General features: G+C 65.1%; 21 protein-coding genes and 1 pseudogene. 3 read left to right on the forward strand and 19 right to left on the reverse strand.

Annotated features, from left to right (window positions below):
• From H585_RS21150 to H585_RS0109145, 13 genes and pseudogenes are all read right to left on the reverse strand, one after another.
• On the reverse strand, positions 1-600 hold a 600-nt coding region (locus H585_RS21150; protein ID WP_034627603.1), incomplete at its 3' end, for a hypothetical protein.
• Positions 601-640: 40 nt separating this feature from the next.
• Positions 641-934: a tail fiber assembly protein gene (locus tag H585_RS21155; protein ID WP_034627605.1), complete on the reverse strand. Its 294-nt coding sequence runs from the start codon at positions 932-934 to the stop codon at positions 641-643.
• 249 nt (positions 935-1183) lie between these two features.
• A complete protein-coding gene (locus H585_RS21160) occupies positions 1184-2620 on the reverse strand; it encodes a hypothetical protein (RefSeq protein WP_034627607.1) in 1437 nt (478 codons plus the stop codon).
• Between the two features lie 94 nt (positions 2621-2714).
• Positions 2715-4115 carry a phage tail protein gene (locus tag H585_RS22100; RefSeq protein WP_051183044.1) on the reverse strand — a complete coding sequence of 467 codons (1401 nt, stop codon included), beginning with the start codon at positions 4113-4115 and terminating at the stop codon, positions 2715-2717.
• Positions 4116-8054, reverse strand: coding sequence for a host specificity factor TipJ family phage tail protein (locus tag H585_RS0109105; RefSeq protein WP_027367596.1), 3939 nt, complete (start codon positions 8052-8054; stop codon positions 4116-4118).
• Positions 8051-8452: an NlpC/P60 family protein gene (locus H585_RS0109110; RefSeq protein WP_027367597.1), complete on the reverse strand. Its 402-nt coding sequence runs from the start codon at positions 8450-8452 to the stop codon at positions 8051-8053. The genes H585_RS0109105 and H585_RS0109110 overlap by 4 nt, the downstream gene beginning before the upstream one ends.
• Positions 8442-9080 (reverse strand): DUF1833 family protein, encoded by a 639-nt coding sequence (locus H585_RS22105; RefSeq protein ID WP_051183046.1) that lies wholly within the window; start codon positions 9078-9080, stop codon positions 8442-8444. Before H585_RS22105 ends, H585_RS0109110 begins: the two co-directional genes overlap by 11 nt.
• Before the next feature lie 3 nt (positions 9081-9083).
• Positions 9084-9425, reverse strand: a complete 342-nt coding sequence (locus tag H585_RS21175; RefSeq protein ID WP_034627611.1) for a hypothetical protein — start codon at positions 9423-9425, stop codon at positions 9084-9086.
• A gap of 3 nt (positions 9426-9428) precedes the next feature.
• Positions 9429-10448 (reverse strand): phage tail tape measure C-terminal domain-containing protein, encoded by a 1020-nt coding sequence (locus H585_RS0109125; RefSeq protein ID WP_027367598.1) that lies wholly within the window; start codon positions 10446-10448, stop codon positions 9429-9431.
• A gap of 48 nt (positions 10449-10496) precedes the next feature.
• Positions 10497-10712, reverse strand: a pseudogene (locus tag H585_RS22490) (DUF1799 domain-containing protein); the annotation flags it as partial.
• A gap of 125 nt (positions 10713-10837) precedes the next feature.
• On the reverse strand, positions 10838-11119 hold the full coding sequence (locus H585_RS0109135; RefSeq protein WP_027367599.1) for a hypothetical protein: 282 nt from the start codon (positions 11117-11119) through the stop codon (positions 10838-10840).
• An 8-nt stretch (positions 11120-11127) separates the two neighbouring features.
• Positions 11128-12072: a phage tail tube protein gene (locus tag H585_RS0109140; RefSeq protein WP_034627614.1), complete on the reverse strand. Its 945-nt coding sequence runs from the start codon at positions 12070-12072 to the stop codon at positions 11128-11130.
• Between the two features lie 15 nt (positions 12073-12087).
• Positions 12088-12534 (reverse strand): hypothetical protein, encoded by a 447-nt coding sequence (locus H585_RS0109145; RefSeq protein ID WP_027367601.1) that lies wholly within the window; start codon positions 12532-12534, stop codon positions 12088-12090.
• Positions 12535-13020: 486 nt separating this feature from the next.
• Here H585_RS0109145 and H585_RS0109150 point away from each other — a divergent pair, with 486 nt between their 5' ends.
• Positions 13021-13434, forward strand: coding sequence for a hypothetical protein (locus H585_RS0109150; RefSeq protein WP_027367602.1), 414 nt, complete (start codon positions 13021-13023; stop codon positions 13432-13434).
• A 301-nt stretch (positions 13435-13735) separates the two neighbouring features.
• On the opposite strand, the gene H585_RS0109155 is transcribed toward H585_RS0109150, so the two are convergent.
• Positions 13736-15763, reverse strand: coding sequence for a methyl-accepting chemotaxis protein (locus H585_RS0109155; RefSeq protein ID WP_027367603.1), 2028 nt, complete (start codon positions 15761-15763; stop codon positions 13736-13738).
• A 570-nt stretch (positions 15764-16333) separates the two neighbouring features.
• On the opposite strand from H585_RS0109155, the gene H585_RS21185 reads away from it, so the two are divergent.
• Positions 16334-16861 (forward strand): thermonuclease family protein, encoded by a 528-nt coding sequence (locus tag H585_RS21185; protein WP_244432512.1) that lies wholly within the window; start codon positions 16334-16336, stop codon positions 16859-16861.
• A gap of 42 nt (positions 16862-16903) precedes the next feature.
• Here H585_RS21185 and H585_RS21190 read toward each other — a convergent pair whose 3' ends face one another.
• The 4 genes from H585_RS21190 to H585_RS0109180 are packed head-to-tail and all read right to left on the reverse strand — an operon-like array spanning position 16904 to position 21383.
• Positions 16904-17281, reverse strand: coding sequence for a tail fiber assembly protein (locus tag H585_RS21190; protein ID WP_034627619.1), 378 nt, complete (start codon positions 17279-17281; stop codon positions 16904-16906).
• Positions 17278-19581, reverse strand: coding sequence for a phage tail protein (locus H585_RS23545; RefSeq protein ID WP_051183048.1), 2304 nt, complete (start codon positions 19579-19581; stop codon positions 17278-17280). Before H585_RS23545 ends, H585_RS21190 begins: the two co-directional genes overlap by 4 nt.
• A gap of 10 nt (positions 19582-19591) precedes the next feature.
• Positions 19592-20260 carry a phage tail protein I gene (locus tag H585_RS21200; protein ID WP_051183050.1) on the reverse strand — a complete coding sequence of 223 codons (669 nt, stop codon included), beginning with the start codon at positions 20258-20260 and terminating at the stop codon, positions 19592-19594.
• A complete protein-coding gene (locus H585_RS0109180) occupies positions 20253-21383 on the reverse strand; it encodes a baseplate assembly protein (RefSeq protein ID WP_027367604.1) in 1131 nt (376 codons plus the stop codon). The genes H585_RS21200 and H585_RS0109180 overlap by 8 nt, the downstream gene beginning before the upstream one ends.
• A 547-nt stretch (positions 21384-21930) precedes the next feature.
• On the opposite strand from H585_RS0109180, the gene H585_RS0109185 reads away from it, so the two are divergent.
• On the forward strand, positions 21931-22527 hold the full coding sequence (locus H585_RS0109185; RefSeq protein WP_027367605.1) for a hypothetical protein: 597 nt from the start codon (positions 21931-21933) through the stop codon (positions 22525-22527).
• A gap of 69 nt (positions 22528-22596) precedes the next feature.
• Here H585_RS0109185 and H585_RS22115 read toward each other — a convergent pair whose 3' ends face one another.
• Positions 22597-25752, reverse strand: coding sequence for a PAS domain S-box protein (locus tag H585_RS22115; RefSeq protein WP_051183051.1), 3156 nt, complete (start codon positions 25750-25752; stop codon positions 22597-22599).
• Positions 25753-26146 lie beyond the last annotated feature (394 nt).

Genomic DNA, 26146 nt, shown 5'->3' on the forward strand with positions numbered 1-26146 from the left:
CGTCGGCTGGCCGTACTCGATGCTCGAGAGCCCCGCGTCCACGGCACACCCCGCGACCTCCACCGTGGTCAGGTCCGCAGGCTCGTCGTATACGGACGAAGCCACATGGCCGTAGCCGTTTTGGATCTGCTCCAGTCGTATGGCCCGCCGGGGCGTGTAGATGCCCCGCTTGTCGCCGGCCACGCTGAAATGCGTCTCGTCCAGCATGGCCAGGGCGTCGGCCTCGGCCGTCCACCAGTCGCCTGCCGGGGCATCACCCTTGAGCGTGCCGTCGTCATTGAGCGCCACGTTCAGCCGGGCCTTCAGGCTCGGGGCGCTGCCCCGGGCCTCGCCCAGCTCGTGCTTGAGATTCGAGAGGGCCAGCGAGGCCAGGGCGTAGTCCACCCAGCCGGCCTCGCCAAACTCCGGGTTGCCCGTGTACACGTATAGCACGCCGGATCCGCGGTCCGTGCGATAGCACGGCTGCCCGACCAGCGGGCTGTCCGGAAAGCTCGCGCCCGAGAACTGCGAGCGCAGCGCGTCCAGGCTGGCGCCCAGCAGCCCGTACAGTTGGCCCATGGCGGTCTGCCCGGGAATCGGTTTTTGAAAGTCTCGGCTCATGGATTGCTCCTATTCGCTGTAGGCGGATAAGGCGATGTCGCTAGACTGAAAGCTGCGGTTCCAAAGGCCATGGTGTGGCGGGATCATCCGGCCCGTTCCAGGGAAAACCCTCCTGCGCCGGCACATCCCGCAGCGCCTGCCGATACTCTTGCCAACTTCGGCGCATGGCCTCGTTCGCATGGGGGTAGTCCGGCAAGGCGTGGCAGTCCGAGGCCATGAGCCGTCTGTTGCGTTCGACGCGCACGGCGTCGGCGTCTTGGGCCAAGCGCACGTCCGCAGGCATCTCGGGCCGGCTCAGCCTTGCCCCTGCCGGCAGCGGGCCCAGCTCAGCCATCACCCGCCCTGCATGGCTCCAGTCGTCCTCAGGCAGCCAGTAATGCTCTCCCCTCCGGTCTTCCACGATCTCCCAGACGGAGCCTGTCCAAAGAGCAACCTGACCGGCGAAAACTGCAGGTGGCTCATCAAATACGCAGAATGCAGGCAGTGACGGAGTATTCGGCCTCCGTGGATTAGGCACCAGGGGACATCTACCCTGATATTCACCAGTGAATTGATCATATCTATGTCCATACATGGCGTATTCCTATGCGTATTTAATCCATGCTGGGTATGCAATATTGCGAGGACGATTTTCATTTGCGGTTGGGACTACAAGAGCAGCATTAAAGCTAATCGTACTTACACCGCTCCCACTTGTTCCCACACCCCATGTTGAACCCTGCCTGGGGTTCTGAAAGGCACCTGATGCATAGTGGTTCTGATCTCTGGTAACAAATGCACCGAAAGAGCCTACAATATTGCGTATGGCGTCGGACTGCAGACTGCCATGTCCACGTCCGGCATCCACCCCACGGCCTCGATCCAGCGCGCGGACAAATTCCGCATTGATGAGCGGCACGCGAAACGTGGACACACCGTCGCCGACACTGAAGCAACCCTGCCCTGCATTTTGCCAATTGTACTCGGACACCGCAGAGGACTCGACCTTCGCCCATAATTCCGGGTAGTCGGTGCGCGGCAGGAGCTGGCCACTCGTAGCAATGCATAATGGCGGCGCATAACCGGGGATCACGTTGTAAAACAATGTGCCGATGGGAGCGCCGCCCGTGTCGTCGGCATCCATGTAGGATCGATGCCAGCGGCCAGGATATGCGCTGCCGTCTGCCGGCACGATCACGGTCCTTCCATCCGGATTGGCCATGCTGTCGGCATGGTACCGCCACATGGAAATCTGACCCTCGATCTCGACGATAGCCAGTTCGCTGTCGGCGATGCTCGCGTGTGGCATGGCATCGAGCGCGCCGGGCGCTCCACCCGTCAGGGCCGTGAGGCGCAGGAGGACTGCCTGGCCTTGCACGGCAGCTTCCAGCTGGGCTGGAGTGGCGGCTCCGACCTTCTCCGGGGAAGGCACGTTGTAAATGTCCTGCCCATACTCCACCACGCTGAGCCCGGAATCCACGGCGCACCCCGTGACCTCCACCGTGGTCAGATCTGCCGCCTCGTCGTAAGCAATACCCTCGGCTACATGGCCGTAGCCGTTCACGGCCTGCTCGAGGCGCACGGCCCGGCCAGGCATGTAGATGCCCCGCTTGTCTCCGGCCACGCTGAACGTGGACTCGGAGACGTAGGCCAGGGCGTCGGCCTCGGCCGTCCACCAGTCGCCTGCCGGGGCATCGCCCTTGAGCGTGCCGTCGTCGTTAAGCGCTACGTTCAAGCGGGCCTTGAGGCTCGGGGCGCTGCCCCGGGCCTCGCCCAGCTCGTGCTTGAGATTCGAGAGGGCCAGCGAGGCCAGGGCGTAGTCCACCCAGCCGGCCTCGCCGAGCTCCGGGTTGCCCGTGTACACGTAGAGCACGCCGGTGCCGCGGTCCGTGCGAAAGCACGGCTGCCCGACCAGGGGGCTGTCCGGAAAGCTCGCGCCCGAGAACTGCGAGCGCAGCGTGTCCAGGCTGGCGCCCAAGAGCCCGTACAACTGGCCCATGGGAGTCTGCCCGGGAATCGGCTTTTGGTAATCTTGACTCATGCCAGCTCCTATCCTGTCAGCTCTTCACCATCACCTGCCAGGCGTGGAGAACGAGGCATGCGCCCCGCCCTCCTGCGCCTGGCGTTGCCCAGGCCTAGTATTTGATGCAGGCCAGCAGGGCCATGTTGCGCGGCCGGGTCTCGTCGCCGCCGGTGTAGCCGGTATACGTAGTGGCGGATGCGTAGCCACTCGCATTGTCGGTATACTTGGTGCTGTTTGTTTTAACCTGCGCGCCGCCCGTATGAGTGTGGCTTTGGATTTGCTGCGCCTGGGCCGAGCCGAAGACGCGGTTAGCGTCCACGCCAGGCCGGAGGCCTGACCAGCTGCGGATGAACTCGCCGCGCAGATCGGGCAGCACGAGATGCGCGCCCGTAGTGTCGCGCGAGGTGCTGGCATGCTCCGGGTCCGTGCAGCGATAGCCCCATAGGGCCGTGGCGTTGTTCGCGTCGCCGACGTAGATCGCGGCATCCAGGGCTGTGTACGTGCTCCGCTCCACAGCCTTGCCATCACACGACAGCCAGCCGATGGGCGCATTCTTGGAGGCGAAATGGGCGATCAGGCCGGGCGGGGGCGTATTGGCTGCCGGGAGGAGCAGCGCGCTCATCTGCTGCAGAATCCAGCGCCCAAGATTCATGCCCGCGTCGTCCGGCTTGATGATGGCTGGTTCACTCTCGGCGGCCGTGCTCGTGGCGTCAAAACGGTAGATGTGCAGCGCCCCGCCTGACACTGCCACGGCCAGGTCGTCCGCGGCGATGCCGGCCCGGGGAATGGCGTCCAGGGCGCCTGCGCTGCCGCCGATCAGCGTATTGCAGCGCAGGAAGCGGGCCTGGGCCTTGCTGTCCAGGCTGGCCTGCAAGCCGTCCACGGCCGCCACGGCGTGGCCGTGCGCGGGCATGTTGCCGGGCTCCTGCCCGAACTCCACGGCCGAGAGGTCCGTGTCCACGGTGATGCCGCCCACAACCACGCTGGTCCGGTCCGCGTCGGCGTCGTACGTGGCCGACTCGACATGCCCTGTCCCGCTTACGAACTGGGTGAGCTTGAGGGCCCTGCCGGGCAGGTAGATGGCTCGCTTGTCTCCCACGACCGTGAACATGGAGCCCGAGGCCCAGGCCACGGCATCCGGCTCGCTGTTCCACCAGTCCGAGGCCGGAGCATTGCCCTTGAGCGTGCCGTCGTCGTTCAGGGCCACGTCCAGGCGGGCCTCGAGGGATGCCGCCGTGCCCCGAGCGTCCGTCAACTCGGTGCGCGTGGAAGAAAACAGGGACGAGGCGGAGCTGACGTCGATCCAGCCACCTTCGCCCTGGGCTTGACTGTCGGTGAACAGGTAGAGCCCGCCGCGGTCGGTGCGATAGCAGAGCTGACCGGCCGAAGGGCTGGCCGGGAAGGCCGTGCCCGAGAAGTGCGAACGCACGGCGTCGAGGCTGTCGCCGAGCAGCCCGTACAGCTGTCCGAATTTCGTTTCGCCGGAAACCGGCTTCCTGAATGCCTGACTCATCTAGAAACCTCCTACGCGAATGTCGACGGTGCCGGTTGTCTTGGCCCCGCTGGGGTTGAAAAGGCGCACGGTGAACCTGTCGGACTGCTTCTCCACCACGGGGTAGATGCCGGCGGTCCCGAGCACGGTGACGTTGACGTGGTATGTGCTCAGGATGATCAGGCCCAGGTCGTCGTAGAGCCGGTACGTCCTACCCGCATTGGCGTCCGTGATCTGCACGCCCGGGAGCAGGGCGACCTGGTCCGGCGCATCGACCACCGGGCTGATGGCCATGTAGGCGAAGTAGTGCTGATACGATTCGAGCACGGTCCTGTAGCGGGCCTGGCAGGCGCGTATGCCCTTGAAATCCACGCCCGAGGTCCACAGCTCCCAGTCCGACCAGGCCAGTCCGTCCTCTGAGCAGCGGTATTCCGGCACATAGGTGCTCAGACCCGTCACGGAGGTGTCCGTGTCCAGTGGATGGGTCAGGTTGGTGCGCTCCGGGTAGCTCAGGTCCGTGGCTTCGCCGTTCACGGTCAGGCAGTCCGCCCCCATGCTCCACCGGAAGTCCGCCGGCCGTCCGAGGTCGAACACCCTGCTCGTGAAGATGCCTTCGCAGATGTCTCCGCGATAGGCCGCGATGTCCTGGTCCGTGATGCCTGGATCGAACTGGCTGTCCACGAGGCTCGGAATCCAGGCCACGCGTTCCTGCATTGGCAGCCAGACCAGCCCCTCCAGGCTCGCCTGGCCCACGTAGTCCGGGATCTCGTTCCCGCCGAGCACGACGTTGACGGCCTGCTCCAGGCTGATCGTGGCCACGGATGTGGCCGCGTCCCGGCTGTAGTTGTCGCCGTTGTCCAGGGCCTTGATCAGGAAACTGTAGGTGCCCGAGCCGGGCGGCCGCCAGCGCGCGCTGTTCTCCTGCACGCCGTCCACGCAGACCTTGGCGCTCTCCCAGGTTTCGCCATAGCGGATCTCGTAGCCCCACAAGTCCATGTCCGGGATGTGCTCCCAGCGGAAGGCGATCTCCTCGCCGGCGACATAGGCCAGGAAGCCCTCCACGTCCGAGGGCGGCGCGAGCTTGCCGAGCACGGTCACCTTGGCGGTCTGGCCATCCTCGGCAGCGCTCGTGGCCGAGACGGCCACTTCGTAGGTCCGGCCGGCCTCTAAAGGCATGTCCACGCGGAAGCTGGGCAGAAGGCTCAGGCCCATGCGCGCCCAGTCCGTCACACCGGGCTCGCGCAAGAAGACTTGCCAGGCCATGGCCATGCCGCGCCAGGACAGGTCGAGGATCGAGCGGCCCGATCCGTCCGAGCCCATGGTCCAGACCTCCTTGGCGATAAGGCCCTCCACGGCCGGCAGACTGTTCACGGGATCCAGGGCTCCATCCGGCACGTTGCCCTCGTAGACCTCGGGCAGGTATTCCAGGGCCGTGATCCTGCGCCGCAGGTCGGACGAGCGGGTGATGGACAGCACGCGGAAGGCCTTGCTGACCCGTTTGCTTTCGCCGAAGGCGTACAGGTCCCCGGCCTGAGGCAGGCCGTGGGTCCAGTTGCCGGCCAGGCTGAGCACGGAAGTGCTTGTCTCCTGGGCCACGCCAGCTATGGCCACCTCCTCGCGCTTGTCGTCCTGGTTGCGCTTGAGCTGAAGCACGTAGCCCTTATCTCCAACCTTGCCGGGCAGGAGCGTGACCTCCCGGTCCAGCTCCACATAATCCGGCCCGGCCGAGAGGATGCGACCCGAAAAGCCCCATTGCGGCACGTCGTGCGACACGTCGATGACGTCGCCCGGCATGCAGGCGATGGCATCGGCGTCCGCGTCGAAGGAGACCGTCAGGCTCAGGTAGCGGTTGCGGTTCAGCAGGGCCTGGGCATGGGCCAGGGCCTGGCTGCGCGAGGTGCAGCCGAAGAGCGTCTCCGCGCGTTTCTTGATGCCCTGGCTGGAGGTGTCGAAGCCGTGCTGGTACAGCTCAACGGTCTGGCGACTGTAGCCGAACGCGGCGTCGAAGTAGGTGATCTCCACCGCATTGGCGCGCTCCTGGTAGGCCAGGAACTCCTCGCGGTAGGAGTCCGCGACCATGTTGCCCATGGTGAACAGGAAGCGCTGCATGGACATGGGTGCTGTCCACGGCCGGTCCACGATGCAGGTGAACAGCGAGCCCATCTGCACGATGGTGCCCCGTCCGAGTGTCGAGAGCATGTCCAGGGCCCGGCGCAGGCTGCTCGGCGAGTCGAAGTACAGGTTGCACTCGAGCCCCTTCTCCTCGCACCACTCAGCCCAGGACTTGAAGGCCGGGTAAAGGATACGCTCGACCGGCACGTTGCCCGCCAGCTCGCTACGCAAAAGGTCATAGCAGGCCCAGGCCGGATTGGTCGGCCGGTGCTCGGCCAGATCCTGCTCCGGATCGTACACGAGCACACTCGAGCGTTCCGCCAGGCAGGTGATGCGCGGCATGCCGCCGGAGAGCTGGTCCGTGGCCAGAGCGCGCACGGCGAGCAGGGCCGTGCCCGGGTAGCTGAAATCGTCGGTGATGGAGGTCTGCACGAACTCCAGGTAGGCGTCCGTGCCGTAGCTCTGTCCCGTGGGCGGCTGCTCGGCGAAGCGCACGCGCACCTCGTACTCGCCGGCCTCCAGGTTGTCGAACCAGAACACCTGGCGCAGGGCCGAAGGCTTGCTGCCGAGCATCTCCACGTAATCCAGCTCGATCTCGCCGGGAACGTAGATTGTCTCGCCGTAGATCCAGCGCCATATGTAGCGGGAACGGAAGATTCCGCCCACATGACACTGCTTATCCTTGGACGGGTTGTACCGCTCCCCCTCGACATGCGCCTGCCTGTCCTTGGAGCCGGCCTCCAGCTCCACCCATCTCGCTTCGTAGACCTGATACTCGCTATTATAGGAGTTGGCATAGCAGCCGCCGGACCAGTACCAGGTGGTGACCTTGCGCACGGTCAGGTTCCTGCCGTGCTTGCGCGTCCACTCGGTTTCGCCCTTACGGCGCATCTCGATGCACAGCCGGATGACCTGGCTTTCGAACTTGCCCTTCTTGCTGATCTTATACAGGCCGCCTGGGCACAGGATGCAGATGCCGAGCCCCTGGACCGTATTGCCGGGGATCTCCCGCGCGGCCCAATCCATGTCGATCTTGGCCTGCAGCGGGATGTCCGTTCTGAGGTCGTTGAAGTGCTGGATCGGGCTCTGGTTGGCAGCACCCAGGCGCGTCTCGACCTGCACGTCCCTGAACTTGCTCGCGGGCTGGCCGTTGATCTCCACGTCGCCGATGCTCTGCAGCTCGTGGTCGGCCACGGCCATGAGCACATGCAGGTACTGCTTGTCTCCGACTGTCTCCACGTACTTGGCGATGATGGGCGGCGCCACGCGTTGCCTGCCGTAGAGCACGGGCAGGGTCACGCCCTCGCTCGAGGCATTGGGGCTCGGGTCCCAGCCGTAAGTCGGGGAATTGCCTTGATTGCTATTGGGTCCGCCGAAATCCGGGGTCGTTGGCGGTATGAGCGCGTTCACGGCATAAGAGCCGGCAAGGCTGATCGCAGCACCAGCCATAGCACCGACCATTGCGCCTACCATTCCCGTACTGAGCCCTGTAGCAGCACTGACGCTACCAGCGAAAGCTGATCCAGCAACTACTCCACCGACCCCATAACTCACTACGGCTGCCACGATCGTCACCACGACCATGGCCACGATGCGCCAGGTGTTCTTGCTGTCGCCGCCGCCCATGGGCCGGGCCGTAACGACCACTGAGTCGTCCGCCAGGGGCACCAGGTCCAGGGCGCCCTCGGCCACCACCCGGCCGTTGATGCAGGCCACGATGTCGAAGCCCGCGGGCGCCAGGGGGTGCAGCTCGGCCATGTAGGCCCGCAGGGGCCTGCCCGGCTCGACCTCCACCAGCTCCGTGGAGCGCAGCGGGTCGAGCTGGTTGCGCACATAATGGATCTTCAAGCATTCCACGTGTAGTACCCCTTGATGCGTCCGGCCCAGAACTTGTCGCCGATATGCGACAGGATGGAGCCGGTCTTCTCCAGGCAGTGAATGAACAGGCCCTGGCCCACGTAGACCCCGAAGTGCTGCACGCTTCCGGGCGCGGCCGGGTCCAGGGCCATGCACACGGCGCAGCCCGGCTCCGGGCGCTCCACGCGCCGCCATTTGGCGGCCAGCTCGCGGGCCGCGGTCTCGCCGATGAGCTGCGTGGCAAAGGCCGACAGCGCATAGTCCGGCACCTCGTGGCCGAAACGCTGCATGGCCAGGCGGAACAGGCCCCAGCAGTCCAGGCCCTGGGCCGGGTCGCGGCCGCCGTCCACAAAGGGGATGCCGGCCAGGTCGCGCAGGTCAGGACGCAAGGTACACCCCCGGCGTGCCCACGCCCGGAAAGCCGCCGAAGCGCTCCGAGTTCTTCAGCGCGCGGCAGCGGCTCAGGGTCTTGTCGCAGCCGTCCGCCTCGCCCCGATAGCCGCAGCGCGCGTCCCTAAAGCGGAAGCGGCAGGCGTTCTTGCGCAGCATGGCCGTGGGAAAGCGCAGGTCGAAGGGATTGCTCGCCCCGAGCACGAAGGTGGCCCACTTGGCGTCGGTCTTGGGCTGCTTGAGTTCGAACAGGTGCTCCACCACGGGCACGCCGCTTCCCAGGTCCGCCGTGTTGAGCACGATGATGCTCACCGTGATGGGCGAGAAGCCGAAGCGCTTCACATAGGCATCGTAGTCGTGGATGTAGCGCTCCAGGGCCCGGCTCACGTTGGAAACCTTGAGTTCGATGCGCGGCACCTCGCCCTTGGAGGTGTCGCTCAGTTCGTCGATCTCGAAGGGGAAGGCGATCCACTCCACGCCGCGCCAGGTGACGTTCTCGGTGTTGCTCACCACGCGGATGGGCTCGTCCACACCCGGCACGCTGATCTCCAGCGCCAGGAGGAAGGCCTCGCTCGTGGCGAGCCTGTTCTTCTCCTCCAGCACCACGGATGAAAGAGGGATGGGCATGACCTAGACCTCCTCCATGAGACACTGCACGGAGCGGCGGCCGGGCTTGCTGATGGTTCCCGGCAGCTCGTCCCCGCTGAAGCGGCACACATGCAGCACATGCGTCCTGGGATGCTCCCACTCGAAGGCGCTGCCCTGGTTGTCCATGAAGAAGCCGGCCAGGATCTGGTATTCGATTTCCGGCAGCGAGCTCCAGCTGAGCGACCAGCGCCGCCTGGCCCGCGTGAACCTGGGCCGGGTCTGCACGTAGCCGGCCTCGAACTCCTGGCGCACCTGCGGCTTGTAGAGCCGCTCGTCCAGGCCGTAGTCGGGCGCGGTAATGGATGGAAAACGCGGCAGGGCCATATTCTATCCTCCCAGGGAGGTCCGCAGACCGCCCCTGTTGCGTTCAAAGGCGTCGAGCCACAGGGAGACCACCAATCCCTGGATGTCGTTGCTTGCCTCGGACTTGGAGACCTCGAGTTTCTCGCCGCTTTCGTTGTGGATCTCCACGCGCACGCTCTGCGGCGCGGAGTTGTCGGCCACCCGCACGCCCAGATCACCGGACGCGGTCCTGGACAGGGGCATGATGGCCTCGGGTCCGGCCTCGCCCATGAGCCCGACCCCGCGGGCAAAGGGGAAGACCGTGGGCCGGCTGACGATGCCGCCCTTGGCAAAGGCCATGACGCCCGACTGGTCGAAGGCCAGGCCATGGGCGGCATAGACCGGTTCTGCTATCGGGTAGCCGCCATAGGTTGTGCCCCCGGTCGTGCCTCCGCTTCCACTGCCCAGCCAGCCACTCAGGGCGCTGCCCAGGTAGGAGCCGACCGTCTTGGCCAGCCAGCCCGTGGCCATCTGGATGGCGATGCGCTTGAGGTCGTCGATGATCGAATCGGTCATGGACTTGAAGTTCGCCTTGCCGCCCGCTGCAACGGTCTGGATGACCTGGCCGAATTCCTCCATGGTGTTCTTGCCGAGCGCCTTGATCTCGTCCGAGACGTCCATGGCCTTTTCGCCCCACTCCTCCATTTCCTTGATGCCGACCTGGACTCTCTCCTTGGTCTTCTCCGTGGCCCAATCCCAAGCCTGGCCGCTTTTCTCCGACAACCAGCTCCTATTCATAGATGCCTGCTGGCTCTGGGCCTCCATGTCGGCCGCGGTCACGGGCCCGGACAAATCGGAGACGGAGCCAGCGGGATTGCCGAGGCGCAGACTGCTCAGAGCGGTGCCGCCCGCGGCCACGGTCTTTTTATGCGCTTCCGCCGTGCCGAGAGCGGCCGCGGACACCTGCTGCATTTCCTTGGTGGCCGTGCGCAGCTCGGCGCTCGCCTGAGTGAGCGTCCGGAGATCCTTTTCAGTGAACTTGTATTCATTCGTCGCGATGGCCATGCTTCACCGCCTGCTTGCGGCTAGGGGTTATGGCCGGCCGGGCGGGCTTTAACCCGTCCGGCCGGCGCGCTCCTCGCGCTCCTGGTACATCCGCCGCAGCGCTTCGGCCTCCAGGAGCCTGATCTTGCGCCACAGGGAGCGCGTGGGCTCGATGCCCAGCCAGTGGGCTGTCACCTCCACGGCCGGGTAGGAAAGGCCCACGGCGCCACCCGGGCCTACTCGCCACTGCGTCTGGAGCGCTGTCCACAAGGCCCAGGCCGCGCGGTTTTCGCGCGCAAGCTCGGGCGCTTTCCACTCGCACGTGGCGCATGGGGGCTGGCCTCCATGATCTGTGCGGCAGGTCTGGCAGTAGGACTGCCGCGTGGCGTCGGCCGCCCACTGCCAGACCGCTACGAGTTTTTTTCAGTGTCCGGGCTGCCGAAGGTCTCGGCCAGCACGGCCCGGTGCAGCGCGGCCACGTCCCTGTTGCTCTGTCTGGCCCTGGCCCAGGCCTCGGGGCAGGTCTGCTCCAGGGTCTCGCGCATGAGCTGCCGGCGGCCGGCGATGCGCTCATGGTCGCTCTTGTTCTCGTCCAAAAGCTCACTCTCGCGGGCCAGATAGGCGTCGGCCGCCTCAAAGGACAGGCCGCAGAATTCCACTTCGGCCCCGGACGGCAGGGTCAGCTTGGGCATGTGGACTCCTAATAGCCGGCCACGTCGTTGGTCAGCGTGACCACGACGGCGCTGTTGTTCACGGCGTCGTCGCCGAAGTAGGCCTTCCAGGGCAGCTGGATCTTCACGCCCTGCGGGCCCTCGATGGCCGGGGCCTGCTGTTCGAGCACGACCTCGGGGAACAGGAAGGACAGGCTGTGCGTGCCGCTGGTGAAAGACAGGCGCAGGCTCGTCTCGGCCATGTTCACGGCCTTGTTAAGCAGCGTCGCGTCCTCGAACAGGGCGCTCAGCGTGCCGCTGATGCTGGCCACGCCCTCGGGCAGGCTGTTGCGCGTGCCCTGGCCGCCGATGACGTAGTTGCCGGTGTCCAGGCCGAAATCCATCTCCAGGGAGAACTCGGTGCAATTGGCCAGCGCTACGCCGTTTTCCTCGATCGAGGCCTGGAAGTTCTGGAAACGGTCGAAGGCGATGGCCGCCGGGTCGAGCTGGTAAGGCGTGGCCGAAGGCGCGGACTCGGTGGCGCCGACGATGCCGATGCTGGCCACGAGTTCGGCGTCGCCGCCAACGGACATGGACAGCTTGGAGGCCTTGCAGCCCGAGCAGAAGATGTACTGGCCGATGTCCTCGAAGCGCTTCTCCAGGCCGAAGCTCGGCATGGCCTCGCCAAGCTTGAAGGTATGCGTGTAGGGGCCTGCGCCGGTGGTGGCCGGCGCGCCGAACATGGCTTTGAGCCAGTTGCCCATGGCGCGCACGTCCACGGGCACGCTCAGGTCGCCGGCCACGTCCATGTTGCCGGCAAAGGGCATGACCGGATCGCGGCGGCCGGTGATGGTCTGGGCGGCCTGCAGCGTGCGCGTGCCCTTAACGCTGCAGGTGTTGAAAGGCATGGCCTTGCCGGCCTTGACGGCCGGGGCGGTCTTGTAGCTCTGCTCGAAATCGAGGAGCAGCTTGGATTTGGAACCCTTGGCCTGCATGATGATTTCCTCCTATCAGCCTAGTGTTTTCGGTAACTTGGCGGTCACGAGCATGGTCAGCTCGAAATATCCGTCCTCGGGCGAAGTGCTCTGGGCTTCGATGGGCCCAAGCGTCTCCACGTCCACGGCGCCGCTGATGGCCGCCTGCACGCGCGGCAAAAGCTCGCTGCGCAGGCGCTTGAGGCCCCGGTACTCCGTACGGTTCGTGGTGCTCTCCACTTGGTCATCGGCCACGCCGAGCAGCACCGCGACCTGCAGTTCGTGCAGCTTGACCTCGCCCGTGACGCTCTTTTGCGGGTCGAAAGCGATGTACGGGCAGTCGAGCTTGCCGGGCTTGCTGCGCGGGTTCACGCCCACAAAGCGCGCAAGCGGCCGGCCGAAGGTGGCGCTGATCCAATCGTTCAGCTCCGTGTTGGCGGCCACGGCCGCTTCCCAGGCTGTACACAGGTCGTAGCTGTCCATGCCGTCTTTCCTCGTAAGGGCTCGTAAAGGTTGTGGCCCCATGGGCCGGCCCATGGAGCAGCCCATGGGTAGTCAGACAGGCGCAGGATAGTCGGGAGGACGAAAAGACGGGATGGCGTGGTGCAGGATATGCGCGCTATGACGGGGGCATGCGGAGCGGACTTGGCGGAAGAGGAAGGCAGAGGCCGCGGACAGCGGCCCCAGGGCTCGGGGCAGCCGCTTGACGAGCGGGATAATTCATTAGAATATTTGAAAACTTGTCTCACCCGGCCTGCGCAACGCGTGACGTTACCCTGCGTTCCCGCGCGCCTTGCGGCAATCCGCGCGAGCGGGTCAGCAGGCCAGGCAAGTGAGGCAGGTCAGGCAGGTCAGCCAAATCAGGCAGGCAGATACGGCGAAAAAGGCCTTCGCGCACAGGCTGGGCAAGATGCACGCCTGCGCGAAGCGCAGCCGTATCGGATGTCACTCGTACGCAAGGAGGCTGCGATGAAACGTTCCGAGCAGGCCCAGTCCCAGCACGACAGCATGGCCTTCACCCTGGCCGGCTACCTGGGCCGCACGCAGGGCTGCGCCCTGGTCAAGGCCGACGGCATCTGCGGCTATGAGCGGCCGGACCCGATCAAGAGCGATGGCCAAAGCCTTGTCCCGGATCTCATGGCCTGGCGTTCGAAGCCCTCCATCGCCAAATCCGTGTCCCCCAACTACATCTGCGAGGTCGAGACCGCCTGCAGCATCAGCTCCGAGCACGCAGCCGGCCAGCTCGGGGTTTTCGCCGCCGAGGCCAAGCGGGTCGGGGCGGAGTTCATCCTGCTGGTGCCCAAGGCCGTGGTGCCTGTCGCGCGCGATGTCCTCACCAAGCTCGGCATCCACAACGCCAAGATCATGTCCCTGTCGGAATAGAGCATTTTGCTTTTGAGAATGCTCTGCAAGCCCTGCGCAGGTGCAGGCGCAATTCACTTGCGCCGTCAACGCCGGAGCAGGCGTCTTCAAGCAAATTGCATTTGAAATGGGGGGTCCAGGGGAATCATTCCCCTGGTGGGAGGGTCTGGGAGGGCAAAGCCCTGCCCAGTTTCTGTCAGTTCTTGTGCAAAACGCTCAACAAGCAATCTGCCATACAAAGGCCCCGGTCGCCCGGGGCCTTTGTGTATCGATTGGTCGCAACAGCCGGCGGACCTGCCGGCAGCGTCACACCAGGGGCTGGCTAGGCGTCCTTCAGCTCCTCCACCAGGCGTTTGAGCACCTGGGCTTGGCCGGCCAGCTCCATGACGGCCTTGGCCGCCTCGCCCATGGCCTGGGCCGTCTCCGAGGAGATGGCGCTGACCTGCTCCACGGCGCGGCTGATCTCCTCGCTGGCCGTGGACTGCTGCTCCGAGGCCGTGGCGATGCCGCGCACCTGGTCCGAAGCCTTTTCCACCAGCTGCACGATCTCCCGCAGGGCCTCGCCGGATTCGCGGGCCAGCTGGGTGGCCTGCTCGATGGTCTGCACCGAGCGGTCCACGTTGTCCATGTTCTTGCGCGTGCCCTGCTGCACGCCGCGGATGGCGTTGCCGACCTCGGTGGTGGCCTGCATGGTCTTCTCGGCCAGCTTGCGCACCTCGTCGGCCACCACGGCGAAGCCGCGCCCGGCATCTCCGGCGCGGGCCGCCTCGATGGCCGCATTGAGGGCCAGCAGGTTGGTCTGGTCGGCGATGTCCGAGATGACGTTCATGATCCGGCCGATGGCCTCGGCCTGCCGTCCCAGATCCTCCATGTCCTTCTTGAGCGCCACGGACTGGTTCTGCACCTCGCCTATGCCGGCCAAAACCCGGCCCACGATGGCCGCGCCCGCCTCGGCCTTGGTGCGCGCCCTGTCCGAGACCGCGGCCGCGTCGCCGGCGTTCCTGGCCACCTCGAGCACCGAGGCGTTCATCTCCTCCATGGTCGTGGCCGTCTCGCCGATGCGCTTGGACTGCTCGTCCACGCCCTTGTCCGACTGCTCGATCTGCGCCGACAGCTCCTCCGAGGACGAAGACACGACCTCGACCACGCCCTCCAGCCTGGCCGCGGCCTGCAGCATGCCTTCGCGCTTGGCCGACTCGGCCTGGGCCTTGGCCTGCTGGGCCTCCTGCGTGGCCTTGCGGGCCTGCTCGGCCTGCGCCTCGGCCTCGCGGGTCTTGGCCTCGGCCTGGGCGAACATGCTGCGCAGGTTCTCGACCATGCGCCCGAGCGCCTGGGCCAGCATGCCGATCTCGTCGCGATTGGTGACCGTCAGGGTCTGGTCCAGCTGGCCGTCGGCCACCCTGGAGGCAAACTCGGCGGCGCGGATGATGGGTTTGGTCAGGGAGCGGGCAACGACCACGGAAAGGCCGAGCATGAGCAGGCCCACGAGCGCGGAAATCAGGATCACGGAGCTCGTGATGCTCTGCTGGGTGGTCTCGATGACGTCGCGCCGTATGCCGATGAAGAACATGCCCGCGGTCTTGCCGTTAGCGGCTATGATGGGCCAGTAGGCCGTGTCGTGGTCACTGCCCAGGATCTTGTTGCGGCCGATGAAGGGCTGCGCGCGCTGGATCACGGTCTCCAGGACCACGGGGTTGTCCATCTTCGTGCCCACGGCCCGCTTGCCGTTCACTTGGATGGTGGTGGAGGCCCGCGTGTCACCATCAAAGAGCGTACATTCCACTCCCAAGCGCTGCTTGATGGAGTCCACGAACTTCAGGGAGGCCAGGTCGATGCCGGGCGTGATCACGCCCACGATCCGGCCGTCCAGGCGCACGGGCTGGCCCGCGCGCAGGGACAATTTGACCACCCTGCCCGGCTCCATGCCCACCGAGGCCTGGCCGTTGAGCGCCTTTTGCACATTGGTCTGATTGAGGATGGAGTCCCCGGCCTTGTCCGAGTGGCCGCGCGCCAGGACCGAACCGCGGCTGTCGGCGATGGTGATGAATTCGACCCCCGAGGAGCCCATGACCTCCCGGGCGTAGCCGCGCAGGAAGGCGGCGTCGCCCTGGTCCAGGGCCCTGGCCACGTCAGGGTTCTCGGCCATGAGCTTGGCCACGGTCGACAGCATCAGCGCGTTGTCCCGGACCTCATGGTCCAGGCTGTTCATGTAGGTCCGGAGACGCTGCAGGGACTCGGCGTCGAATTCCTTGCTCACGTAATGGTTCACGCCGAACACGATACAGCTTGCCAATAGGACGATGGTGCTTAGGCAAACGCCCAGGATCTTCCAGAAAAATGATATGCGCACAGGTTCCCTCCGAATACCGCATCAGGTAGCAAGCACTCAGTACCGGTACATCCAATGCACCATACGTACTGTCCCAAACGCCCTCGAAGCACAGGCCTGCGACAGGCCAAACATTGCTCTGGAACGAGGCATCAACGCCTCGTGAATTTCGAATCACATATTGCAAATGGTGCCGCAGGCTCCTGCGGCCGGATGTTCAGCTTGCCCTTGCCGCACTGTTTCCGGCAGGAGATGCGGCAAGTACTTTGAGCGTAAATGCAATTTGTCCTGTATCACCAGCCAAAAGCTTACTCAGGCTTTGAAACTATCTATTGATTTCTTAAAAGCTGTTTATATAAGAGCACTTCCCAACAGAAAAGGCAACCTTCTGTCAAGTTGATAAAAAATAACAACAACCTGCGCTGTGGCCATAGATTTCCAGGCAGAAACACCCTTGTGGGATAAGTATTTACAGGGATCACCGCGCATGCCTTCATGGCCTGGCCGAGCAGACCGCCAGGTCATTATTTATTTGGCCTGCGCGCCAGGATGGCTTGCCGGGTCGCTCTGGCGGGGCTACCATGTTCGATTATGCGCGGCATTGCCCTGCTCATGCTCCAGATCGGGCTCCTGGCCATGTTCCTGATCGGGCCCCTGCCCTGGCCCGGGCTTTGCTATGCCCTGCCGGCCAAAGTCATCAAGGTCAGCGACGGCGACACCCTGACCGTGCTCACCGAGGATAAGCGCCAGGTACGCGTGCGGCTGTTCGGCATCGACTGCCCGGAGAAGAAGCAGGCCTACGGCAGCAGGGCCACGGAATTCACCAGAGAAATGGCCGCCCTGCAGGACGTGGACGTGCAGGAGCTGGACGTGGACCGCTACGGCCGCATCATCGGGCGCATCACCCTGGAGGACGGCCGCGTGCTCAACGCCGAGATCGTGGCCCATGGCTGGGCCTGGGTCTATCGGGCATACTGCAAGATGGCCGAATGCACGGCCTGGCTGCAGTTGGAGGCCCGCGCCAGGCAGCAGCGGATCGGGCTGTGGCAGGGCAAGGACCCCGTGCCGCCCTGGGAATGGCGCAAGGCTCGGCGCGAGGAGCGGCGCAAGAAAAAGTAAGGCCCCGGCTTCACGCCGAGGCCCTGTGATTTCCAGTCTCGCCTAGCCGCCCGCCGGCGGCTGCGCCGGCTGCTCGGGCCAGGGGCAGGCCGCATCATCCGGCCCGGCCCAGGGGAAGCCCTGCTGCTCGGGCATGTCCCGCAAGGCCTGCCGATAGTCTTGCCAGGCCTGCCGCGCGGCATCGCCCGCGTGGGGATAGTCGTTCAGGGCGTAGCGATCCGTGGCCGCCAGCCGGCGGTCGCGCTCGGCGCGGATGGCGGTGGCGAGCACATCCGTGGGCCACACCCAAGCGCCGTCCTGCCAATTCTGCCGGGCGTCTTGAGGCGCGCTTGGTACTATTAGGCCGCCGTCAGGCGCGTGCACGCCTGGCCCGAAGGCGCCGATGTAGTTGCCGCTTGCATCGATGTAATGCTTGGTCATGCGTACGCCCTCACAATCAATTTCCAGTTCGCCAGAGTTATATTCAACCGTGCGGTGGTGCTTTTGCTTAATATGGTTGGCACTCCATTTCCCACCTTCACGAAAAGATTTGTCGCTGTAGGAACTACAACCAAACCCCTGCCCGTCGAGCCATCATCATCAGGCGCCGGACCAATTATAACCTCGTCGCCTACACTGTAGCTGCCTTCCGCCACTACACACTTAATTCGGCATTGTACTACTTTAGGATCGACTGGGTTAAGAGCGGAATCCACTAGGCCATGCGCCAGAGTGATTGAGCCATTCAGCACCATTATCTGGGGTTCTGAAACGTATGCCGACTGAAATACAACCCCGCTCTTGTCCGCCTTCCCAGCCACCTCGCTGGCCAGGGCCAGCATGTCCACTGTGCCGGAGTAGACAGGCACGCTGGCCGCCTGGATGCAGGGTAGCCAGGAGACGGACTTGGGTTGGGTTTCGTCGTTGCCGAAGGCTGTGATGTAGCTGGTAGAAGTAACGCTTGGCGTCTCTGTATCGCTTGCAGGCAAGACAGTGGTTGAACCACCGACACCGACCGTACGGCTTACCCTAATAGGGTGATTATGCTGTTTAATCCCATCCGCCTGCCACGTACCCACGCCCCGCCCGTTGCTCGGATCAGCGCCGCGCACGAAATCGCGCAGCCTGGGCAGGCGGAATGTGTTCACGCCGTCGCCGTCCGAGAAGTAGCCGACCGACGTTTGCGCCGCCGCCTGGCCCTGCCATTCGGCTTCCGTAATCAGCAGTCCCGAGTTCTGCGCGTACTCCCAGAGCTGCGGCCAAGTGGTCCGGCTGACGCTCGCGCCGTCGTTGACGGCCAGCATGCCCGGCAAAGGCGTGGTGCCCGGCACCCAGATCATGGTGCCCACGGGCAGGCCGCTGCTCAAGCCCTCTCCGCCCGTCCCGCTGCTCAGCCTGGCCACCTCGGCTGCCAAGGCCAGCATGTCCACGGTGCCCGAGTTGACCGGCAGGCTGGCGGCCTGGATGCAGGGCAGCCAGTTGATGGACTTGGGGCGGGTTTCGAAGCCGCCAGAAGATCCGGTAGTAAGGCCTTGGGTTACAAGAGCGCCAGATAGTGTGGTTCCAGACCCTGCTGAACCTATGTTGAACCAAGAGGATGACAATTGATGGTTGTGTGCCTTGAACTCATCCCCCTGCCACAACCCCACCGGCCTGCCATTGCTCGGATCAGCGCCGCGCAGGTAGTCCACGAGCTTGGGCAATCTGAAGGTCGTCGAACCGTCGCCGTCCGAGAAATTGCCGACCGAGGAATGCACCGAGGCCTGGGCTTGCCACTCGGTATCCGTGACGAGCAGCCCGGAGGCTTGCGCGAACTCCCACAGCTCGGGCCAGGTAGAGCGGCCGATGACGTCGCCCGCGTTGACGGCCAGCATGCCGGGAGGCGGCGTGGTGCCCGGCACCCAGACCACCGTGCCCACGGGCAGGCCCATGGCCGCGCCCACCACGCTCCACTCGCCCCAGCCCCCATTCACGCGCCTGCGCCACCAGCCCGGATGGCCCGCGTCGTCCACGCTCCACACGAGCTGCGTGCGGCCGCTATCGGCCGGCTGGACCATGGTCTGCACAAAGCCCTGCACGCCTGCCGGCATGTCTGCGGGCAGGTGCGTGGCCTGGCCTTTCTGCACCGCATACAGGCTGTTGCGCTCGATGGCGTCCAGGTCGCCCGTATAAGCCGTGTGCCGGCCGTCGAGCCCGAAGCCCCGATAACTGTCGCTGTGCGCGGCCAGCCGGCCATCGCTGTAGGCCTTGGCCGCGATCTCGGCCTCGTCGGCCTGCGCTTCCGCGTAGCCCCGCGTGGCCAGCACCACGGCCGGGTCCACCTTGAGCGTGACCACGCTGGTGTTGCTCACCTGCACTATCAGCCGGATGTACAGGTCCTTGCCCGCGCCGTCGGCCAGCTGCGGCTTGTAGGTTTGCGGGTACTTGCCCACGGCGATCAGGTCGTTGTCCACGTCGAACAGGCCGGCCTCGCGCACCGTGAAGTTGCCCACGCTGGTCGGGATGACCAGCTCGGCCACCAGCCAGCTGGCGTTCTGCGGGTCCACGTTCAGCGCGTTGACCGGCCCGCGCCAGGCCTCGCTTTTCAGCGCTGTCTGCGTTTCCGTGGGCTCGTAGTAGCCGCCGCTCACACCCTGGCCCACGGCCATGTGCGTCAGGCTCACGCTCTGGCCCAGGGCCAGGGCGTTGGCCAGCTTGGCGTGGCCCACCTTGGTGAGGATCGTATAGAACTGCTCGGCCATGAATCGTCTCCTAGCTCAGGGGATAAATGGTTACGGTTTCCACGCACTGATATCCGGTGCCCAGGCGCAGCACGCCCGTGGACTGCACCTCCCGCGTGCTCCACGGGTAGACCGTGATAGCCTCGCCGCCGAGCATGGCCCCGGCCAGGCACAGCTGGGCCTTGCCCGTAAGGAATATCTTCAGCCCGGTCATGTGCGAGCGGGCCGCCTTGTACTCGTCCACGAGTTTTTCCAGCAGCTCGTACATGCCCTGGTCCAGGCCCTGGTTGCCGATCTCCAGCACCTCCACGCGGAAGGTGCCGGGCTCGCCGCCGTACTCGAACCAGCGCTCGATGAACGCGCGCATGCCCAGCAGCTCGAAGACCCGGCGCACGGCGAACAGCGTGCCCTTGGTGCGGTGGATCTCGGCGGCCTGCGCAATGAGCGCGCGCTGCTCCTCCTCGCCCGCGGCCAGCAGCCAGCCCTCGTGGCCGTCCAGGTGCTCCTCCCAGGCCAGCAGGGACAAGAGCGGCTCGTCCAGTTCGTCCAGCCTGGGCCGGATGAGCACCCTGGCCAGCTCGTCCTGCACGGCCAGGTACTCCTGCTGCAGGGCCCTGGTCGCGGCCTGCACGGCCGGATCGTGCCGGATGGACACGGGCACGAGGTCGAGCAGGTCCACCTCGCGCAGGCTCCTACTCATCTTCCAGGCCTCCGTAGTTGACGCCGGGCGTGCCCTCCTGGGCCACCTGCCAGCGCTCCAGGGTCCTGAAGGCCGGGCTGGCGATGTCCACGCGCTTGGCGCCCGCGGCCATGCACAGGGCGGACAGTTTGGAGGGGTTTATGTCGCGGCCGAGCCTGCCCCGCTGCCAGGAGCGGTAGTCGCTCACGGCCTGCTGCACGGCCTGCTGGATCTGCTTCACGAAGGGCGCGTTGGCCGAGTCGAGCCAGTAGGTCAGCTGCAGGTCGTAGGGCACTGCCTCGGGCGGCTGCACGACCACCTGGTCCGTGTCCGGCCGGCGCTCCTCCGGGTCGAGCATGGCCGCCACCGCGTCCAGGATCGGCTTGTCGGCAATGGGATCGGGCACCAGGCCGCCCTTGAGCAGCGGCCGCACGTTCACCACGCAGGGCTCGGGCGAATACACGGCCACGTCGATGATGTCCTGGTGCGCGCTCATGGCCCAGTAGCGGTAGGCCCCGCGCGGCCCGGCCAGGCTGTAGCCCTCGGGCGCCTGGCGGATGCGCTCGCGATAGGCCTCGTCCGTCTCCACGTCCGCGCCGCCCGTGGTCGTGGTCGTGTTGGCCACCTTGGCCACGTGGGCCAGCGGGTCCACCAGGCGGTTGACCTGGCTGGGCAGCAGGCCATTGCCCTGGCTGCCCGCCTCCAGGCAGACCGCCTCAACGTCGACCCACTCGTCTTTGGCCTTGATCTCGGAGTATCCGCTCGTGGCGAACATGAGTTGGCCGTCCGGTGTTGCGCGGGTGCCGGCCGGGATGGCCACGGGATAATCGAGCGGCGTGGTGAGCGAAAAACGCAGCGTGGTCATGGCTGGCGCGGCCGCCAGGCGCGCGGTCTGGCGCTCCGCGCCCTTGTGGTCCAGGAACGCGCCGCTTGCGTAGCGCAAGAGGTTCATCTTGCCCGTGTGGTCGATGATGACCCGCTGGCGCGTGATGACCTCGGCCACGAACTCCAGCCACAGCCGCTCCGGGTTGCCTGGATAGAGCGTGCGGCCGGTTATGGCCTGGTGCGTGGCCAGCAGCCACTCGCGCACCTTGGCCGCGTCGGTCTCGCAGAACGAGACCTCGGGCAGGCTGGCCAGGGACATGCGCTTTCCTCCTTTGGGCAGCCGCAAGCGGCCGCCACGTTGCACAGGTGCGTGGGGTGCCTGGGGTCCCGGCCCAGGTGGGCCGACCGGGTTGATCAGGCAGGCGCGAGACTACGCTGGAGGGCGGAAAGGCGGGATGGCGCGGTGCAGACTATGCGTGCAAATTGCGTGTAGGGGCGGGTAGGCACGGTCTCGGCGAGGCGCAACGGCGCCCCCGGCCCCCCCGCATTTTTTGCTCGCGGCCAGGACGGCCCGAGTCACAATCGTGCAGGACAGCACGATTGGACGTCGCCGCCTCGGGCGACGCCCGTAGAGCGAGGGCCGGGGCGGTGAAGATATTGGACCTGGTGCGATGAGTCGGATTCGCCCCGGGAACCCGCGCCCACGCGCAATGTGCAGGCGGCCGTGCCTGATGCGGCAGGGGCCTGCCGGCATGCGCGGTAGATAAATGACGGGCCGGGGGCCTGCTTGTAGACTGATCTATTCTGATGTAAGCTGGCTATATAATAGTCAATTGCTTCAGCGAACGAATTATAAGGAGACGCACATGCGCAGATGGCCTCTTCCCCTGCTCCTTTTGCTCGTCCTGACCCTGCTGGCCGCAGGCTGCGCCCAGCAGAAGATGATGCGCAACACGCCGGACGGCAAATTCGTGTACAACCGCTTCACCATCCATACCTTCCGCGACAGCAGCAAGGACCTGGTGGCCAGCTACGCGAACTACACCGACCCGGCCATCACCGTCCCGAACATCGAACACAAGACCTTCCCGCCCAACACGCACTTCCGCGTGGAGAAGTGGAATCGCGGCTTCAAGCTCATCCAGGCCGAGACCGGCGAGGTCATCTATTACGAATACAGCCCCAAGCGCACCCAGATGGATGTCCTGCCCTACATGGACCTGGTCTTCTCACCCACGCCCGTCAGCCTGGACGGCCTGACCGAGCTGGACAAGCAGGGCCTCAAGGCCGGCAAGGCCATGAAGGGCATGACCAAGCCCGGTGTCATGGCCGCCCTGGGCTACCCATCCCCGCATAGCACGCTGAGCCTCGACGCCGACAAGTGGGTCTACTGGACCAACCGCTTCGGCACGCGCGCCATCTTCTTCGAGAACGGCCTGGTCGTGTCCGTCAGCGGCCAGTAGCCCTTCGCAGACAAGCCGAGAGAGGGCCCGGCCTGCGTGTAGGGGCGGGTCTCAAACCCGCCCCTGCTTCTACCCGGACGCCCTGCCGGCCACGTCGCGCAGCACGGTATTGAACTCCTCGATCCTGATCGGCTTGGCCAGGTAGCCGTCCATGCCTGCCGCAAGGAAGCGCTTCCTGTCGCCATCCAGGGCGTAGGCTGTCAGGGCGATCACGGGGATGTCCGTTTTGCCGGCCTCGCCGGCCCGAATCCGTTGCACGGCCTGCAGGCCGTTCATGTCGGGCATGCGGATGTCCATGAGCACAAGGTCATACTCCGCCTGCCGCAGTGCCTGCAGGGCTTCAAGGCCGGTGCCGACGATGCTGGCCGTATGGCCCTGCATGCCGAGCAGCTCCCTGATGAGCACCTGGTTGATCTGATTGTCCTCGGCAACCAGGACCCGCAGGCGCCTGCCTTGCACGCCTGGTCCGCACGCGGGGGCAGCGTCGGGCAGGGTCGGCTGCTGTGGGACGCAGAACACCGCCGTGAAGCTGAACGTGCTGCCCTGGCCGGCAACGCTCTCGGCCCAGATTGTGCCCTGCATCATTTCCACCAGGCGCTTGGAAATGCACAGGCCCAGGCCCGTGCCGCCGAATTTGACATGCGCCGAGGTCAGGGCCTGGGTGAAAGACTCGAACAAATGGGGAAGCTTGTCCTGCGGAATTCCGATGCCCGTGTCGGCGATGGAGAAGATGAGCCCCAAGCCCGCAGGGCAGTAGGGGCGGGTTTCAAACCCGCCCGTGCTCAGGCCCAGATCGACCGAAACCGAGCCGCGCTCCGTGAACTTGAGGGCATTGCCCACCAGGTTGGCAAGCACCTGGCGCAGACGGCCCTGGTCGCCTGCGAGCCGGTCCGGAATCCGCGGGTCCATGCGCCAGGACACATCGAGGCCCTTGCGCCTGCCGAGCATGGCCAGCGGCTCGATGGTCGATTCCATGACCTCACGCAGGCTGAACGGCTCGTTCTTCAGCTCCGCCTTGCCTGCCTCGATCTTGGCCAGGTCCAGGATGTCGTTGATGATATCCAAAAGCGTATGGCCCGACTGCTTGGCCAGCTCAAGGTACTTGCATTGCTTTTTATCGGCGCAGGCCATGTGCGCCAGCTCGATCATGCCCAGGACGCCGTTGAGCGGAGTCCGCAGTTCGTGGGACATGTGCGCCAGGAACATGGATTTGGCCCGGCTCGCCGCCTCGGCCTCGGTTTGCGCCCGCCTGATCTCCTCCTCGGCCCGTTTGCGCGCCGTGACGTCGTGCATGATGCAGTGCGTCTGCCGGAAGCGGCCCTGCTCGTCGGTGCTGATCTTGCCGTAAAAGGCAGCAATGAAGCGGCTGCCATCCTTGCGGACCATCTCGAACTCGGCACCGGAGATCTCGCCGCATTGCTTGAATGCGGCGAAGGATTCCGCCAGGTATGCGGCGGATTCCGCCACGAACCTGCCGAACCGCTGGCCAATGACATCCTCGCGGCTGTAGCCCATGGCTTCGAGCCAGGCATGGTTGACCTCAAGGTAGCATCCGCGCGCGTCCAGGGATTGGTAGCCCAGCGGGACGCTCTCGTAGAGCAGCCGGTAGTGCTCCCTGCTGCTGCGCAGCTCCTGCTCGGTCTGCTTGAGTTCCGAAATGTCCCGACTGATGGCCAGCACGGTTTCGACTTCGCCTGTGCGGGAGAACTCCGGGACAAGACATACCTGCAGGGTCACTGGCCTGCCCTGTCCGGACGCAGCCAGCTCGAGCAGCCCCGGCTTTCCGCTGTCGAAGACAGTCTTGAGCGCACGCCTGGCCTTTGCCAGGTTTTCTACGCTGAAACCCCGCTCATGGAAGGCTTTGCCGACGATTTCCCTGGGCAGTAATCCGGTAGCCTTTGTCACGGCTTGATTTACATAGGTAAACCGGGAGTCGCGGCCGATCCGCGCGATGATGTCCGAGGTGTTCTCGACAATGGCCCGCCACTCCACCTCGCGCTTGCGAATTGCATCGTGGCGCCGCTGCTGCATGGTGAAATCGCTGGCTGCCGCCAGCACGCATTGCTGCCCCTCGACCTCCATGAGTTCGGCGGAGATGACCAAGGTCTTTATCTCGCCGGACTTGCACCTGTACCTCACCAGCCGGCTGCGCAGCGAGCCTCTTTCTTTCAGCTGTGCGGCAAGCAGGTTGCGCTGGGCCGGCTCTGCCCAGAGTTGAAACTCAAAGGCGCTCTTGCCGGTGGCTTCCTCCCTGCTGTAGCCGAGCAGCTTGCTGAAAGCCTCGTTCACGTCGAGGTAGACACCATCCTGCAGCGTCGAGATGGCCAGGATCGCCGGACTCAGGTGGAAGATCCTTCTGAACTTCTCGTCACTCTGCTCACGGGCCTTCTCCGCCCACCTGCGCTCGGTCAGGTCATAGGCCACGCCGATGAGGCCGCTGATGATGCCGCGCGCGTCGCGCCTCGGCTCGATGGTCACATCCCAGCACGTCTCCCTGCCCCTGAAGCGGATCACGACCTCCTGCCGGATAGCCCGGCCGGATTCGATCAGCTCCGAAACCAGGGCCTGCACTTCGCTGGCATCCTCGGGCTTGATGAGTTCCTGGAGTGTCTTGCCGATGATCTCCTCGGCCGTGAGCCCGAAGGGCGGATTGAAAACCCAGCTGAAACGCTGGTCCATGTCCGCGGCAAAAACCATCACCGGCGTATGGGCCAGGGCCACCTGGAAGCTCTCGTCGCTTTCGCGCAGGGCAGCCTCGGCCTTGCGGGTTTTTGTCACATCACGGGCAATGGCGACCACCCCGCTGACGGCTCCCTGCTCATCCCGGATGGGACTGGCCCTGTATTCCCTGTGCCGCACTTCGCCGCTCTCCGGGAGCAGTACGGCTTCATCGCCGTGCACCGTCTCTCCCGCCAGCGCGCGGCGCAAAGGGGACTCGGCTGGCGAAAGGAGTGCCGCCTGTGTCTTGAATATCGGCAGAGGTGAATCGGCTTCCGCCCGTTGGAGCGGGGGCAGGCCGGCCCTGGCGAGAGACAGGAAATCCCGCGCAGCCTTGTTCAGAGGCCGCGCGAAGCTTTCGTCGGGAGCGCAGAACCAGATCTCATCGCTGGCCGATTCAACCAGGCTGGCCAGAAGGTCGCGTTCCCTGCCGAGTTCACGCAGACGTTCTTTCAGCAGGGCTGCTTCCGCAAGCAGCTCCTGGCGGCTTTTCTCGATGCCCGGCATAACCTCTCCAAACCAGGGCGCGCAGCCCAGCTGCAGGTATTTTAGAGCAGATTGCCTTTAAGACGCCCGCTCCGGCGCTGACGGCACAAGTGAATTGCGCCTGCGACGAAGCTAGCGGCAAGCCATGCCGACGCACGGCTTGCAGAGCATTTTTAAAGCAAAATGCTCTAGTGTGCGAATATATGATATTATACTGCAAGTTTATCTTACGCGTGTCAACGCTATGACCGCATTGGGTCCCACCTGGATATACCGCAGCGAACAAGCCATTCATGACCTGGCAATTCCGTCTTGCAGGAACTCCACGCGGCTTTGTCCGTATTCGTCGGCATCCGTGCCCGGTGCTTCCAGCTGACCCAATAGGCTGTCCAGCTTGCCTTGATGCTGAGTGACA

It is taken from the genome of Desulfocurvibacter africanus subsp. africanus DSM 2603, assembly GCF_000422545.1.
In the GTDB taxonomy this organism is placed as follows: domain Bacteria; phylum Desulfobacterota; class Desulfovibrionia; order Desulfovibrionales; family Desulfovibrionaceae; genus Desulfocurvibacter; species Desulfocurvibacter africanus.